Here is a 14,157-nt window from a genome sequence, read left to right as displayed (position 1 = left end):
TATTTATTTTAAGGTGTGAAGCTTAGCCCTTGGCCAGTAGTTTTATCGACTGGCTTAAATCAACTTGTACCCGGTCAGTGAGGTACTGTGAGATATCCCCTTGTGCCAAGGGTAGGCAGAGCTTGCGAAGTTCGTTCAAGTCGCCAACATTGGTGCATTGCTGTAATCCATTTGCCATCGCGGTCTCCACAGCTGATGACTCTGCAGCAGAGAGATGGTCAAGGATCACCGGCAGTAACTGGGTCCAGGGACAATCCCGAAAACGTGCCGGTATCTGCCTCAAAATCAGCTTGTGCCCTTTCACCGCAACTTTGATTCCTAACTTATCCAATCCAGCTTCATGACTTTGTACCGCTTGTAACTGCAGATCAGACAACACCAGGCTGACGGGGAGTAACAAGGGCTGAGACACGACTTCTGCTTCTAACATCTGATCTATTGCCGCTTGATGGGCGGTTTGCAAAAGCCTTGAGGCATTAGACAACCACAACTGTTCACCTTCCTGCAGTAACAGATAGTGCGGTTTTACCAAGGTGAGCCAACGGCTATCGCTCTCATTTGATGAGTCTGAGCCTTCATGGTTTTGCGGTGTTGGTTCTATCTGTGACGAAACATCTCGCTGTTCCGCAGGCACATGCATCAACTCCGCATAGGCAGCTGCGGCAGCGCTATCAACGGCCGGCTTACCGTAATGAGAGCCTCTGCCAGCACTGGCACCATAACTTGAGGAGTAGCCACCAGTTCCAGTAGCGGGTTGCGATTCGCTTGCTCGCAGCGGCGCGGGCTCATAGCTGTTTTGGTATGACGCTGCTACCGCGACCGAGTGACCTTCTGCGGACGAAACGCCAGGCACAGTTGAGTTTGCCAAACCTGTATCAGGAATGGCCTCAGATGGCTGTTCTAATTCAGGTTGCATTGACGTTGCCAATGCCTGATGCAGCACCTGGTAAATATAGTCATGGACCAGTCGGCTTTGGTGAAACCTGACTTCATGCTTGGCGGGATGCACATTCACATCAACCTGTCGGGGATCGATATCAAAATAGAGCAGGAACACCGGGTGCAAATCGCTACCCAGCCGCTCATCGTATGCCTGACGGATCGCATGATTGATCAGTTTGTCGCGCATCACTCGGCCATTCACATAGCAATACTGGTAATCATTGGTGATGCGACACGAATCCGGGCGAGCGATCCAACCGCGCAGGTGCATATCGTGATGTACAGATTCAACTTCAATAGCGCCCTCAAGAAAAGAAGGGCCAAACACGGTTTGCAATCGTTTGCTTATTGCAGCTTCAGAATCACCGCTGCGAAACTGCCTGACAGGTTTACCGTTGTGAGTCAGCGTGATCGCGACATCTTTACGGGCCAAAGCGATTCGCTTAACCACTTCATCTATGTGTGTGAACTCGGTTTTTTCGGTCCGTAAGAATCGACGCCTCGCAGGGGTATTGAAGAACAGGTCTGCCACTTCAACGGTTGTTCCCTGCGGATGACTGGCAGGTGACAACTGCACTTCCATCTCACGCCCTTCTGCCTTGGCGCACCAGGCTTCCGTCTGGTCTGCGGTACGAGAAGTAAAACTCAGTCGAGCGACCGAGCTGATACTGGCCAACGCCTCACCGCGAAATCCCATGCTGGTGATAGCTTCGAGGTCATCCAGCGTGGATACTTTAGAGGTCGCGTGACGACTCAGTGCCAGCGTAAGTTCCTCTTTGGCTACACCTGTGCCGTTGTCACGGATCTTAATCAGCTGATGGCCACCCTTGGCGATATCAATCTGGATCCGCGTTGCACCTGCATCAAGGCTGTTTTCCAGCAGCTCTTTAACGACAGAAGCTGGACGTTCAACCACCTCACCTGCAGCTATTTGGTTGGCTAGGCGAGGCGGAAGTATCTGTATGGGCATTAAGCTTGGCCTTGCGGTTAGGTGCTCGGAATAGTCAGGACTTGCCCAATACGCAACATGTCACTTTTCAGTTTGTTGGTCTTTTTCAACTGAGTCACCGACGTGTTGTAACGCTGAGCCAATACAGAGAGGGATTCACCGCTTTTCACCGTGTGCGTACGCGGATTAAGCGCAGCAAACAGAGTACCTTCTGGCGGTGTGTTTCTGAAGTAGCGGTGTACACCATTAAAAATGGCCTGGGCCAATTTCTGTTGATGAGACTTGGTGTTTAGCAACTTCTCTTCTTGTGGGTTAGAGATAAAACCGGTCTCAATCAACAGCGATGGAATATCGGGTGATTTCAATACTGCCAGACTGGCCGAAACCGGCTCTTTTTTGTGCAGTTTGGTCACCTTACCCATGTAGTGAAGAATATCTTTGCTCACCTCAAATCCGGTCGCACGACTGTTGTCCATCGACATATCGAGCAGGGTTTGAGTCAGGTATTTTTCACTCTTGGTATCGGTCAGTACTTCGCCCGCACCTCCGAGCAACTCGGAGTGCTTTTCGGTTTTCTCCAACCAACGACCGATTTCTGTTTTTGCGCGGCGATTGGATAGATACCATACCGATGCCCCTCTCGGTCCCGGCGAGGTAAAAGCGTCAGCATGGATAGATAACAACAAATCTGCCCCATGCTGGCGGGCTAAGTCAGAGCGACGGTTCAGCCCGACATAATAATCGCCAGTTCGCACCATCAAAGCCTTCATGCCTTTCTCTGCATCTATCAATTTGGCAAGGCGTCGACTGATCTCCAGTGTCACCTTCTTCTCATAGATACCGCGGCCACCAATAGACCCGGGGTCCTCACCACCGTGACCAGCATCGATTGCAATTACAATCTCGCGCTTTTGATCTGCGCGATTATTGGTGATCACCACCGGCTTTTTCTTCTGGTCGTATAGGTCGACAACCACTCGGTCGCCGTAAGGTTCGGTAGGCTTAAGCGCAAACACCTTGGGTTTCAGTGCTCGCTTGAGATCCAGAACAATCCGTAATGTGCCTTTCTTCGGTGCCTTGCTGGTGCGCACCTTCTTGATCAGGTCGCTGTTATCAGCAACACCGGACAGGTCAACTTGTTTACTACTGGATTTGAAATCGAATACCAAACGATCAGGATTCTTAAGCGCAAAATAGCTGTATTCAGCGGGTTTGGAGAGGTCAAACACAACGCGGGTATTATCTGGAGACGGCCAGACACGAACGCCGTGCAGCTCGGCGGCCGATGCCAATGGAGTTAAGGTCCAAAGCATTACCAGCAATGAGCCCAATCCGAAAAGCCTACCCCACATCCTCATACCACTCACACTAATCTCAAACTAACTGCGTTAAAATTGTCTGTCCGCGCGATGTACGCGCTTCGACCACAAGCTGTCGGCCATGGCCGTCATAACTCAACTCAATAATAAGGTCTGCGGCTGGCAAAAAGCCTTCTCCGCGCTGTGGCCACTCTATTAGACAAACATTATTGTCTGCAAAGTAATCACGAACCCCCATGAATTCAAGTTCTTCAGGGTCTGCAAGGCGATAAAGGTCGAAGTGGAACACACTTTGGCCACTCAACTCGTAACTTTCCACCAGGGTATAGGTTGGACTCTTCACATTACCGCCGTGTCCCATCGCCTGCACAATGCCACGGCTCAGGGTGGTTTTTCCTGCTCCCAGGTCGCCCAGTAGATAAATGACGGCACCGGACTTAAGAGCATCAGCCAAGCGAGCACCGAAAGCGACGGTGGCGTCGCTGTCTGTTAACGAAAAAGTTTGAGAAGAGGGGCTTTCGTTGTTCATGTTTATGGATTTACCAAGGTACGAATATGGGGTAACAAATCAGTGGCACAGGTTCCCCGCTCTCCCATGGTAGTAGCCATGTCGGCCGCATCACCATGAATACAGACCGCCAGTGCTGCTGCATCTGAAACGGTGAGTCCCTGTGCTATCAGGCCGCCGATTATACCGCAAAGAATGTCTCCCATCCCACCACTTGCCATACCCGGGTTACCTACCGTGGCCACCAGCGTATTTACACCATCGCAGATCAGGGTGCCCGGCCCCTTGAGAACAATTACTCCGCCCAGTTTTTCCTGTAGTGCTGATACAGCTGCATAACGATCTTGTTCTACCTCTGCGATATCACAACCTAACAGGCGTGCGGCTTCGCCGGGATGGGGTGTCAGCACCCAATTGTCCCGTCTGGGTATCTCTTCCAGATTGGCCAATAAATTGAGAGCGTCGGCATCAACTACCAGCGGCTGCGGTAGTTTGAGGGTGGCCGCCAGGTGATTCTGTCCCCACGTTCTTCGGCCTAAGCCAGGGCCAATCACAACCACATCAGCCCAGTTCAACCGGTTCTCGACCAGCTCATCCGCGTCGGAAGACTCCAAACACATCACTTCGGGCTGCTGAGCAAGCATCACCGTCATGTGGCCTGGATGGGTAATGGAAGCGATTAGTCCGGCACCAGAGCGCAACGCGGATCTGGCCGATAACACCAGCGCGCCAGCGTAGCCCTGATCGCCACCTACCAGCGTCACACGACCGTAATCTCCTTTATGAGACACACGGGCACGTGGCCTTAACAAGCGGGTGTAGTTTTGTCGGCGGGTCAAACCTATGCGACTGGAGACTAGTGGTGTGAATGCACTGCCAACCCCGAGATCATTGAACTGCACATCGCCAACAAAATCGGCAGCAGCCCCGGTATATAGCCCAAGTTTGCGTCCGACAAATGTGACCGTGGTGTCGGCTTGTATAGCGTAGGACTCAACAAATCCGGTGTCAGCGTTCAGGCCTGAGGGCAGGTCTATCGCCAACACAGGTACTCCTGAGCGGTTGACGGTGGTGATGACATCGTCAAACGGCGGTCTTAGAGGGCCTTTCGCTCCGGTACCTAACATGGCATCGACCACGACATCGGCCTGCTCCAGCAGATGGGCATCCCAGCCGACCACTTCGCCACCCGCCGCCATATAAGCGGCTTTCGCTTGTCCCGCCTGTCCCATGTGCTGTTCCGACTGACCGATCTGACAGAGCGTAACCTTTAGCCCTTCAGCCAGCGCGTGGCGAGCCAATACAAAACCATCGCCACCGTTGTTACCTCGACCACAGAGCACCAGAATATGTTTGGCCAGTGGCCAGCGGCTCTGCATAGCTAAGAATGCGCAGGCCCCAGCCCTTTGCATCAGGTCCCACAGCGACAGTCCAACAGATTGTGCGGCCTCGCCCTCGTAGGCTTTGACATCGGCTGCGCGATAAAGCGGATATGTTAAACTCTTGAATTGGCTCTTCGAATCGTCCTTGCTCATGTCTTTCAATCAATCTCTCGATCTGTCATCACTTGCTCAAGATATCAAGCGCTGGGGGCGAGAGCTAGGCTTTCAGCAGGTCGGTATAACGGATCTTGATCTCAGCGCGGAAGTGGATGCGTTGAAAGCCTGGCTGGATAAGGGCTACCAAGGCGAAATGCACTACATGAGCGCCCATGGCGACATGCGTCTGCACCCGGAACAGCTTCACCCCGGTAGCCTGAGAGCCATCAGCGTACGTATGGACTATCTGCCTGAACACGCTCAGTTTGCCAGCACGCTGGAAAACCCTGAACAGGCATATATCAGCCGTTACGCACTGGGGCGTGACTATCACAAGCTGATGCGTAACCGACTCAAACAGCTGGCGCAGAAGATCGCAACCAAGGTAGAGGATCTTAACGCAAGGCCCTTCGTTGATTCCGCACCGATACTTGAGCGACCACTGGCACAAAAAGCAGGCTTAGGCTGGATCGGCAAACACTCGCTGCTACTGGATGAACAGGCTGGCAGTTGGTTTTTCCTCGGCGAGATCTTAATTGGCTTACCTCTGCCCACAGATACCCCACAGCAAGATGCGCCCGGCTGCGGCAATTGCACGGCCTGCATCACCATCTGTCCAACCCAAGCCATCGTTGAACCCTATGTGGTAGATGCCCGGCGCTGCATCAGTTACCTGACCATTGAGCACCCGGGAGTCATCGACGAAAACCTTAGACCGCTGATGGGCAACCGAATTTACGGTTGTGATGACTGCCAGCTGATTTGCCCCTGGAATCGTTATGCACAATTGACTCAGGAAGCCGATTTTTCGCCAAGGGAACAACTACACCCGCAATCACTACTGGATCTGTTTGCATGGGACGAGACCACTTTCCTCAACCAAACCCAAGGTAGTCCGATACGCCGAATTGGCCACGAGCGCTGGCTGCGTAATATAGCCATTGCTCTCGGAAATGCACCCTACTCAGAAGCGACGCTATCAGCACTACAAGAGAAGCATGCATCGATACAAAGCGAGATGGTATCTGAGCATTTAGTTTGGGCTATCGCGCAGCAGCAAGAGAAAAAAAGCCAGAATCCGTCAGAAAATAGAAAGACCAAGCGCTTAATCAATAGCGTCAAAAAAGCCCTGCCCAGAGACGCGTAGCAGCGAATAGTAGGACCACTACCACCCACAAGGCACACTTGTGATTTTGTTGTTTTGATTTAGCGCAATATTTCTTAAAGAAAAATGTAACACCTAGTAGGTAGCTTATTCCGCACCCGTTCGCATTTTAACCATTCAAGAACAGAGTCGCGGAGATAACGATGAGTAAGGAAATTTTCAATCCGACCCGCTTTAACAAAAGTAATAATCCAGATTTTGAACAAGTGCTTGAAGCCCACCTTTCACGTCGTACCTTGCTCAAGGGCGGCTTGGGTTTAAGTGCGATGGCCGTGTTGGGCTCTTTTGGCTTGGCTGGCTGCGGTGGCAGCTCCAGCTCAGGATCGCCAACGGCCTCAAGCGCTCAACTCGGTTTCAACTCTATCGCAGGCTCCAAAATCGATGCGGTAAGCGTACCAGAGGGCTATACAGCTCAAGTGCTGGCCCCCTGGGGACAACCCATCACGGCAAGTGGCTCAGCGTGGAAAGATGACGGCACCAACAACGCTGAAGACCAGGACAATGCCATGGGCATGCATCATGACGGTTTGCACTTCTTCCCACTGAACGATGAAGGCACTGATGGCCTGCTTTGCGTGAACCACGAATATATCGACCAAAATGCTCTGCATCCGACGGGAAGCGATGCTGATGAAAATGGCATCCGCAGCAGCGTTGATCAGGTTCGTAAAGAGATTAACGCTCATGGTGTTGCTGTTGTTCGTATCCAACTGCAGGCCAATGGCGAATGGATGGTGGTTGATGATGACCCGCTCAATCGTCGTTACACCGGCGCCACAACCATGGATATTTCAGGCCCATTGGCTTATTCAAGTAAGCTTGAAACACCGTTCTCTCCTGACGGCAGTCAAGCCCGCGGCACCTTGAACAACTGTGGCAATGGCTACACCCCCTGGGGCACCTACCTGACCTGCGAAGAGAACTGGCCCGGTTACTTCATCAACACCGGAGAAACCACGGCGGAGCAGGAGCGTATCGGTATCGATACCTCCGGCACCACCCGTTATGGCTGGGAAACGGTGGCAGGCAGCCCTGAAGAGCGCGTAGATGAGTTTGCACGTTTTAATGTCACACCAACGGGTGCCAACGCGTCGGAGGACTACCGCAACGAAGCCAACGGCCACGGCTACATCGTTGAAATAGACCCCTACACAGCTAACTCTCGCGCAGTTAAGCGCACCGCGTTGGGCCGCTTCCGCCACGAAGGTTGTACCTTTGGTAAGCTTGAGGCAGGCCAACCAATCACCTTCTACTCAGGCCACGACTCACGCTTCGAGTACATGTATAAATTCGTTTCTGAAGCGCTGTGGGATCCGGCAGACGCTGACGCAACTGACCGCATGGCCATGGGCGATAAGTACATGGATGCAGGTACGCTTTACGTCGCCCGATTTGATGCCGGCGGCACAGGTGCCTGGTTACCACTGACTCTGGATGGCGCAACCCAGGATGGCGGGGTGCTGGCTGACCATTTTGATAGCCTTGAAGATATCATTCTCAACACCGCTGGCGCTGCCGATCTGGCAGGCGCAACACCGATGGATCGTCCAGAATGGTGTGCGGTAGACCCATTCACTGGCTCGGTTTACCTGACGCTTACCAACAACACCCGTCGTGACGAGTCCACAGGTACCAACGCAGCTAACCCGCGCTTAAACAATAAGTTTGGCCATGTAATTCGTTGGGATGAGGGTGAAACCGCTTCGGAATTCAGCTGGGACATCTTTGTATTTGGCTCTGATGCGGCAGGTGATGCCGAAACCAATCTCTCCGGCCTGGATGAGTTTAACCAATTTGCCAGCCCGGACGGCCTTGCGTTCGATAAACGCGGCATCATGTGGATCCAGACCGACAATGGTGCAGATGAAGTAGAGGAGTACACCAACGACCAGATGCTGGCGGTGGTACCTTCAATGCTGACTGATGCCGACGGCAATGCAGAAACCATCAACGCTGCTAATCAGGGCGAATTGCGCCGTTTCTTCGTCGGTCCGAATGGCTGCGAAGTCACTGGTTTCAGCATGAGTCCTGACTACACCACCATCTTCCTATCGATTCAGCACCCGGGTAATTGGCCATACAGCACAGATGCAGCAGAGGAAACGCCTGCCAACATGTCTGTGCGTCCAAGAGCCTCTGTGGTTGCCATTCGTAAAACTGACGGCGGAGAGATCGGCGTATAAATCTACCCGACTCTGATCAACGGGCAGGTCGAATGGCCTGCCCGTTTAGTATTCAACCCTATAAAGTATAAGGAAATAACATGGCTGGAATTAGTGCCTGGCAATTGGGGATCATTGCCGTGATTGTATTGCTGATGTTCGGAACCAAACGCCTGAGAAGCTTGGGTGGCGACTTGGGCTCTTCCATCAAAGGATTCAAGCAAGCGATGTCCGAGGAACAACCGCAACAGCTGCCTGCCAGCAAGCCTGAACAGATAGATTCAAAGTAACTTGGCGACATTGGGGCCGAGCAGGCCCCAAGCAAACGCTTATGCCTATAGCAATCACACGTCATAACGCAAAAAGTCGTTACCATTTTTCTGCTTGAGTTCAATCTAATTGACCTGAACCGTCGATATACTCGTATCTAGGTATATAGGGTCTGTTGACCTTTAGTGTATGGATTTTGTTCGAATGAAACACGTTTTGAGTAAGAAGAGAACTACGTAACTTAGAGATCTAAGTAAGTAGTGAGTGACGCAGCTCAGAACGTGTTTCAACGAACCCTTCGGGCAGCATTTGTTGGCGATTTATGCTTCGTTATCGGCTATTTATTGAGGGCCACTCAACTTCACAGCCTCTGCCTCGCCTAAATCACCAACATATTGCTGCAAAAACAAACAGCAAAGGTCAACAGACCCTCGTTAGTAACAAGGAATCAGTTAGTTATGGATGCAAGCTTCTTACCCTATATCATCGTCGCCTTGGCGATCGTGGTGCTTTATGCCGGCGTCGTCACTGTACGTCAGGGCTTCAACTACACCATTGAACGTTTTGGGAAATACACCCGCACATTAGCGCCCGGTTTCCACTTTGTTGTGCCCTTTATCGACAAAGTCGGCCAACGTATCAACATGATGGAGCAGGTGTTGGACATCCCCAGCCAGGAAGTGATCAGTGCCGATAACGCCATGGTGCGGATCGATGCGCTTTGCTTCTTTATGCCCGTTAATGCGGCCAAAGCAAGCTACGAAGTCAACGACCTGGAACATGCATTACGCCAGCTCACCATGACCAATATCCGTACCGTATTGGGTTCAATGGAAATTGACCGTATGCTGTCTGAGCGCGACGAGATTAACAGTCGCTTGCTGAGTGTGGTGGATGCCGCTGCTGAACCTTGGGGCCTGAAAGTTAACCGTATCGAGATTAAAGATATTAACCCGCCCCAGGACCTGGTGGACGCGATGGCCAACCAGATGAAGGCTGAGCGTGAAAAACGCGCCAACATCTTGGAAGCAGAAGGTCATCGTCAGGCTGCCATTCTTAAAGCCGAAGGTGAAAAACAGTCACAGATTCTGGAAGCAGAAGGTCGTCGTGAAGCCGCATTCCGAGACGCCGAGGCCCGTGAGCGTGAAGCAGAAGCCGAAGCGAAAGCAACCAAAGACGTGTCTGAAGCGATCGCTGCTGGCGACAAAAACGCGCTTAACTACTTCGTTGCCCAGAGTTATGTGGCTGCCATCGAAAAACTGGCGTCAGCAGAGAATCAAAAAGTCTTGGTGCTGCCCACCGAAACCACAGGCATGTTGGGTGCCTTGGACGGTGTGAAAGAGCTGCTTAAAGGCGCCAAAGGAAGTTAACTATGCCTGTTTTTGAATTTCTGCAAACCATGGGGCCCGAAGCTTGGGCCATCATAGGTGTGGCGCTGATCATTATTGAGGTATTCGCACCAAGCAGCTTCTTGCTTTGGCCTGGGCTCGCGGCATTAACCACATCCGTTGTGATGCTGCTGACACCTATGGCATGGCAGGAGCAGTTCATTCTGTTTGCTGTGCTTTCAATCATCATCACCTTGGTGGGACGACGTTTTTACAACCCAGTCAAAATCGACAGTGACCAACCCAACCTGAATATTGTGAGCAGTCGCTATATAGGTCATATCTACCCTTTGGCGGAAGACAGCCACGGTAGTCGCGGCCGGGTTAAAATTGGTGATTCACTCTGGCTGGCAGATATTGAGGGTGGCAAGCCATTGCGCGCTGGAACGCCAGTGCAGGTCGTTGGTCAGGAAGATACTGTGCTTAAAGTAAAAGAGGCAACAGAGGCCTCTAACTAACCCTGTGGATTAACGACTTCAGCAGCGCTGCGGAATCCTCCGGGCGCTGCTGACATATCCACATTCCCATCCTTTCAAAGCCGCCCATCGCCTGAGTAATGGGGAAGAACTCCACATAAAGATCATTACCAGGACCAATATGCCAGGCATAGTTAAATGCAGGGACACAATTGAGCGCGGGCATGGCTCCTCGCAGCAATTTCACACCTAACTGGATACCGGCAGTCATGGCGCGCAACTGGCCTTGGTCGAGTTCGTGAAGATAACCGGTTCCTCCTCGCTTCAGGTGCAGCATCATATGCAGGGGACGGCGCATAAAATAGGGCACCATTAACTGCGCCTCACCCAAGTCGGCTACCGTCAATACACCAGGGTTTTCGGAAAGCAGAAAATTGGTAAAGGTTCGATTGTGGCGGCGCTGGAAGCTCCAATCATGGAAGCTACGTTGCGGCATAATATTGCAAAAACTGATCTGCTGATGACCATGGCTGAGAGATGCCCCCGCGGGCGCACCAAAGTTCTTAATCACAGAGACATGGCCAAACTTATTCTCCTGCATATCGCAGGGTGGCATATAGCCTTCCGAGGTATGCAGCAGTTTGTCTTCGAGCAGAGCAAGCCTTTGTACTGTGATCTCTAAGTCAGACAGCGGCATATTATGCCAATCCAGTTCGTGGATGGAACTGGTCCACTGCAGCAGATGCATGCCGTAGGTAGAACGGCCGTTTCTCTCAGGATCTGGATAAAGCGGCCGATCCAGCAACTCTTCACTGAGATGCTGACAGGGATAGAGAATCGGATACAGATTTTGCGAGATAAATGTGAAACCCTCAGATAGTGGCGCATGATCTACCACTCGGGTTTCCACACCATCACATATCGGGCAGTCGTCGCCATCGTCCTCAGGAACCGTACGTACCTCTTCAATATCATGATGACGAAATGCTCGAGAAGCATTGTAGATCACCATGTTGCCGTCTCTTGGGTCGAGCTGACACAGCTGTTGTGGCACATGGCTGGCGATCTGCGGATCATCTGCCAACCAGGCCCTTAGCGTCTCAGAGTCAGACTCAGCCAACGGACGATCCGGCATCAATGCTCTAATCGATTCAATATCCAATTGTTTACGCATATGTTTTGGGGGCTTGATAACAGTTCCACTCATTCAATTTTTAGTACACTTTGCGAACTTCGCTGAGTAAAGTGACAATAATTAAATCTGCGACATCGTTTTGCGACTTTTTTGGGAGAGTTATTGATGCAGGTGCTAGGTATAGATATTGGTGGTTCGGGAATCAAAGGGGCCATTGTTGACTTAACCACTGGCGAACTGGCCAGCGAACGCCATCGTATTCCTACCCCTCAGCCAGCGACACCGGCACAGGTTGCAGAAACGGTGGCCGAACTGGTCGCTCATTTTGATTGGAAAGGCCCCGTGGGTTGCGGCTTTCCTGCTGCGATCCAACATGGCATTGCCCGAACTGCAGCGAATATTGATAAGAGTTTCATCGGTACTGATGTCGCTTCGCTTTTCAGCGATAAAACCGGATGCCCCTGTTATGTTCTGAATGATGCGGATGCCGCAGGCTTAACAGAGATGCGTTTCGGCGCGGGTAAAAATGCCGAAGGCGTTGTGCTACTGGTAACCATTGGAACAGGCTTAGGCACCTGTCTGTTTAGCGATGGGCAGCTACTACCCAATACCGAACTCGGTCATATCTTTCTTGAAAATGGCATGGAAGGTGAGCATTACGCCTCGTCCGCGGTGCGTGAACGCGAAGAGTTGAGCTGGGGCAAATGGGGTAAACGATTCAATGTTTATCTGCAACAGATGGAAGCTCTGTTCTGGCCGGACATCATCTTGCTGGGCGGTGGCGCCAGTAAAAAGTTCGAAAAATACAAAGACAAAATTGATGTTGAAGCAGTGGTAACGCCAGCAGCTTCTCTTAACCAGGCAGGCATTATTGGTGGGGCACTGTTCGCTGCAGAACAACATCATGGCCCAGACCTTACCGACCACCCAGCCTGACTATTCCTCTAACACCAAGTCTTTTAGCGAAAACGACAGCGCCTCTTGATAGGGGCGCTGATAATGCACCACCTGAAACAAACTAACCGTAATTGACTCTGACAAGTTATCCCCCTGCCAACAATCTCCTGGCCATCCTCCCTTGTGTAGCAGCGCAGTAAGAAATGCTTTGGCATCCGGTAACTGCTGCCACACTTGCGGCAAAAACAACGACCTTCGTCCTTCTCCCTCTAACAGAACGCCATCAACATGGGGCGTCAGCCGTTGCAGCAATTGCGGGTATTCACTCTTCTCCAGAGGCGCTGGTGGAGACAGCACAGAGACCTCCAGTAGTAAATCGTCACATTCTTGTTGCTGCAGGGACGAAAAACGTGGATCTCTGAAAGCTGCGTCATACGCGTGGGAAACAACATCCAACCATAACGGCTGAAATGGAGATACCGAGCCAATACAGCCTCGAAGCGCGAGTTCAGTCCCTTTCTGCTGATGCAGGGTGACAAAACTAGCGCCTTGTGCCGCCAGTGCCTCAGGTAAATGCGAAGCGGCGGGCGCCCATCGATGCTGATGTATCAGCCCATATTCAATACTTCTTGCAGCCAACCCCAACAGGATCTGCTGCTCTTCTTCACTGTGGGTATACGGCAAAGCTGGCATAACCTACGACTCGTGACTTATCTCCTGCGGTATCGCCGGAATTACAATAATCCAACAATTTCACCTTGGCGGGCTCGGTTTTCAGTAGCTGCATCAGACCATTGATAACTCGGCAACCGCAGGCATCTTCCCCTAGCAGTTCAACATCCTGCAGGCAGATCCGATCGATGGTATCCCGATCATGCCGAACCGCCTGGCTGTAGGGTTCGAAATGGCTCAAGTCACTGCTCACTACAATCAGGCATCCTGGCTCCAGCCAGAAAGGCAGAAGCAGCTCAGCTAATGCCGCCGGACCGATCTCACCGACAACGAGTGGCACGATTTGGAACTGATCCAGGCAGGTTTGCAGGAAGGGTAGCTGCACTTCCAGCGCGTGTTCGAGACGATGAGCCTCATCCAAAGGGTGAACCCAGGCGGATGCCGAGAGTACCGCGACAACATCACGGTCAACCAGCACCTGCCCCAAGGGCGTTGAAAATGCTTCCCAACTTGGTACCGCGATACCTGCCAGCGGTACACAGTGGTTGGGCCCCAAAACCACGACACGATGGATCTGACTGGCCCCATCTTTTAGCTGTGCATAGGCAGACGCTGCAATTTCACCGGAGAATTGGTACCCGGCATGGGGCACAATAATCGCCTTAGGCAACCTGTCTTCGGCAGGCACCCGCATCAACCAGCGGGCAATCTCTGCTGCCAACTGGTCGCCATCGGCAGGATAAAAACGTCCTGCCTGAGCCGCTTCCCTCACCGTCATGAGCACCTCAGCCCAAGC

13 protein-coding genes are annotated in these 14,157 nt (G+C 52.1%); 6 read left to right on the top strand and 7 right to left on the bottom strand.

Annotated features, from left to right (window positions below; genetic code table 11):
* Nucleotides 1-22 precede the first annotated feature (22 nt).
* The 4 genes from mutL to ABEA14_RS06505 are packed head-to-tail and all read right to left on the bottom strand — an operon-like array spanning nt 23 to nt 5,253.
* Complete coding sequence (mutL, locus tag ABEA14_RS06520; RefSeq protein WP_345339084.1) at nt 23-1,912, bottom strand: DNA mismatch repair endonuclease MutL; 1,890 nt, start codon at nt 1,910-1,912, stop codon at nt 23-25.
* Between the two features lie 17 nt (nt 1,913-1,929).
* Nucleotides 1,930-3,243: an N-acetylmuramoyl-L-alanine amidase gene (locus ABEA14_RS06515; RefSeq protein WP_345339083.1), complete on the bottom strand. Its 1,314-nt coding sequence runs from the start codon at nt 3,241-3,243 to the stop codon at nt 1,930-1,932.
* 22 nt (nt 3,244-3,265) lie between these two features.
* Nucleotides 3,266-3,739 carry a tRNA (adenosine(37)-N6)-threonylcarbamoyltransferase complex ATPase subunit type 1 TsaE gene (gene tsaE, locus ABEA14_RS06510; RefSeq protein WP_345339082.1) on the bottom strand — a complete coding sequence of 158 codons (474 nt, stop codon included), beginning with the start codon at nt 3,737-3,739 and terminating at the stop codon, nt 3,266-3,268.
* Nucleotides 3,740-3,741: 2 nt separating this feature from the next.
* Nucleotides 3,742-5,253 carry an NAD(P)H-hydrate dehydratase gene (locus ABEA14_RS06505; RefSeq protein ID WP_345339081.1) on the bottom strand — a complete coding sequence of 504 codons (1,512 nt, stop codon included), beginning with the start codon at nt 5,251-5,253 and terminating at the stop codon, nt 3,742-3,744.
* Between ABEA14_RS06505 and queG the strand changes: the two genes are divergently transcribed.
* The 5 genes from queG to ABEA14_RS06480 all read left to right on the top strand — a co-directional run bounded on the left by queG (nt 5,252) and on the right by ABEA14_RS06480 (nt 10,699).
* Entirely contained in the window at nt 5,252-6,403 is a 1,152-nt protein-coding gene (queG, locus tag ABEA14_RS06500; RefSeq protein WP_345339080.1) for a tRNA epoxyqueuosine(34) reductase QueG, read from the top strand. The genes ABEA14_RS06505 and queG overlap by 2 nt on opposite strands.
* A gap of 161 nt (nt 6,404-6,564) precedes the next feature.
* Nucleotides 6,565-8,604 (top strand): PhoX family protein, encoded by a 2,040-nt coding sequence (locus tag ABEA14_RS06495; protein ID WP_345339079.1) that lies wholly within the window; start codon nt 6,565-6,567, stop codon nt 8,602-8,604.
* Between the two features lie 80 nt (nt 8,605-8,684).
* On the top strand, nt 8,685-8,873 hold the full coding sequence (tatA, locus tag ABEA14_RS06490) for a twin-arginine translocase TatA/TatE family subunit (protein WP_345339078.1): 189 nt from the start codon (nt 8,685-8,687) through the stop codon (nt 8,871-8,873).
* 438 nt (nt 8,874-9,311) lie between these two features.
* On the top strand, nt 9,312-10,223 hold the full coding sequence (locus ABEA14_RS06485; RefSeq protein ID WP_345339076.1) for an SPFH domain-containing protein: 912 nt from the start codon (nt 9,312-9,314) through the stop codon (nt 10,221-10,223).
* A 2-nt stretch (nt 10,224-10,225) separates the two neighbouring features.
* Nucleotides 10,226-10,699 (top strand): NfeD family protein, encoded by a 474-nt coding sequence (locus tag ABEA14_RS06480; protein ID WP_345339074.1) that lies wholly within the window; start codon nt 10,226-10,228, stop codon nt 10,697-10,699.
* On the opposite strand, the gene ABEA14_RS06475 is transcribed toward ABEA14_RS06480, so the two are convergent.
* Complete coding sequence (locus ABEA14_RS06475; protein ID WP_345339073.1) at nt 10,692-11,831, bottom strand: hypothetical protein; 1,140 nt, start codon at nt 11,829-11,831, stop codon at nt 10,692-10,694. The two genes, ABEA14_RS06480 and ABEA14_RS06475, sit on opposite strands and share 8 nt — an antisense overlap.
* 126 nt (nt 11,832-11,957) lie before the next feature.
* Here ABEA14_RS06475 and ppgK point away from each other — a divergent pair, with 126 nt between their 5' ends.
* Nucleotides 11,958-12,728, top strand: coding sequence for a polyphosphate--glucose phosphotransferase (ppgK, locus tag ABEA14_RS06470; protein ID WP_345339072.1), 771 nt, complete (start codon nt 11,958-11,960; stop codon nt 12,726-12,728).
* Here the strand turns inward: ppgK and amrA are convergent, their stop codons facing one another.
* Both amrA and amrB read right to left on the bottom strand, forming a co-directional pair.
* The gene (amrA, locus tag ABEA14_RS06465; RefSeq protein WP_345339071.1) at nt 12,729-13,382 is read right to left on the bottom strand and encodes an AmmeMemoRadiSam system protein A; all 654 of its coding nucleotides are present in this window, start codon (nt 13,380-13,382) and stop codon (nt 12,729-12,731) included. It abuts the gene before it with no gap.
* Nucleotides 13,354-14,139, bottom strand: coding sequence for an AmmeMemoRadiSam system protein B (amrB, locus tag ABEA14_RS06460; protein WP_345339070.1), 786 nt, complete (start codon nt 14,137-14,139; stop codon nt 13,354-13,356). The genes amrA and amrB overlap by 29 nt, the downstream gene beginning before the upstream one ends.
* Nucleotides 14,140-14,157 lie beyond the last annotated feature (18 nt).

Origin of the sequence: Corallincola platygyrae, assembly GCF_039544265.1 — a bacterium.
GTDB lineage: Bacteria > Pseudomonadota > Gammaproteobacteria > Enterobacterales > Neiellaceae > Corallincola > Corallincola platygyrae.
The sequence above is the reverse complement of the archived record's forward strand: the minus strand, read 5'-3'. Positions and strand labels throughout refer to the sequence as shown.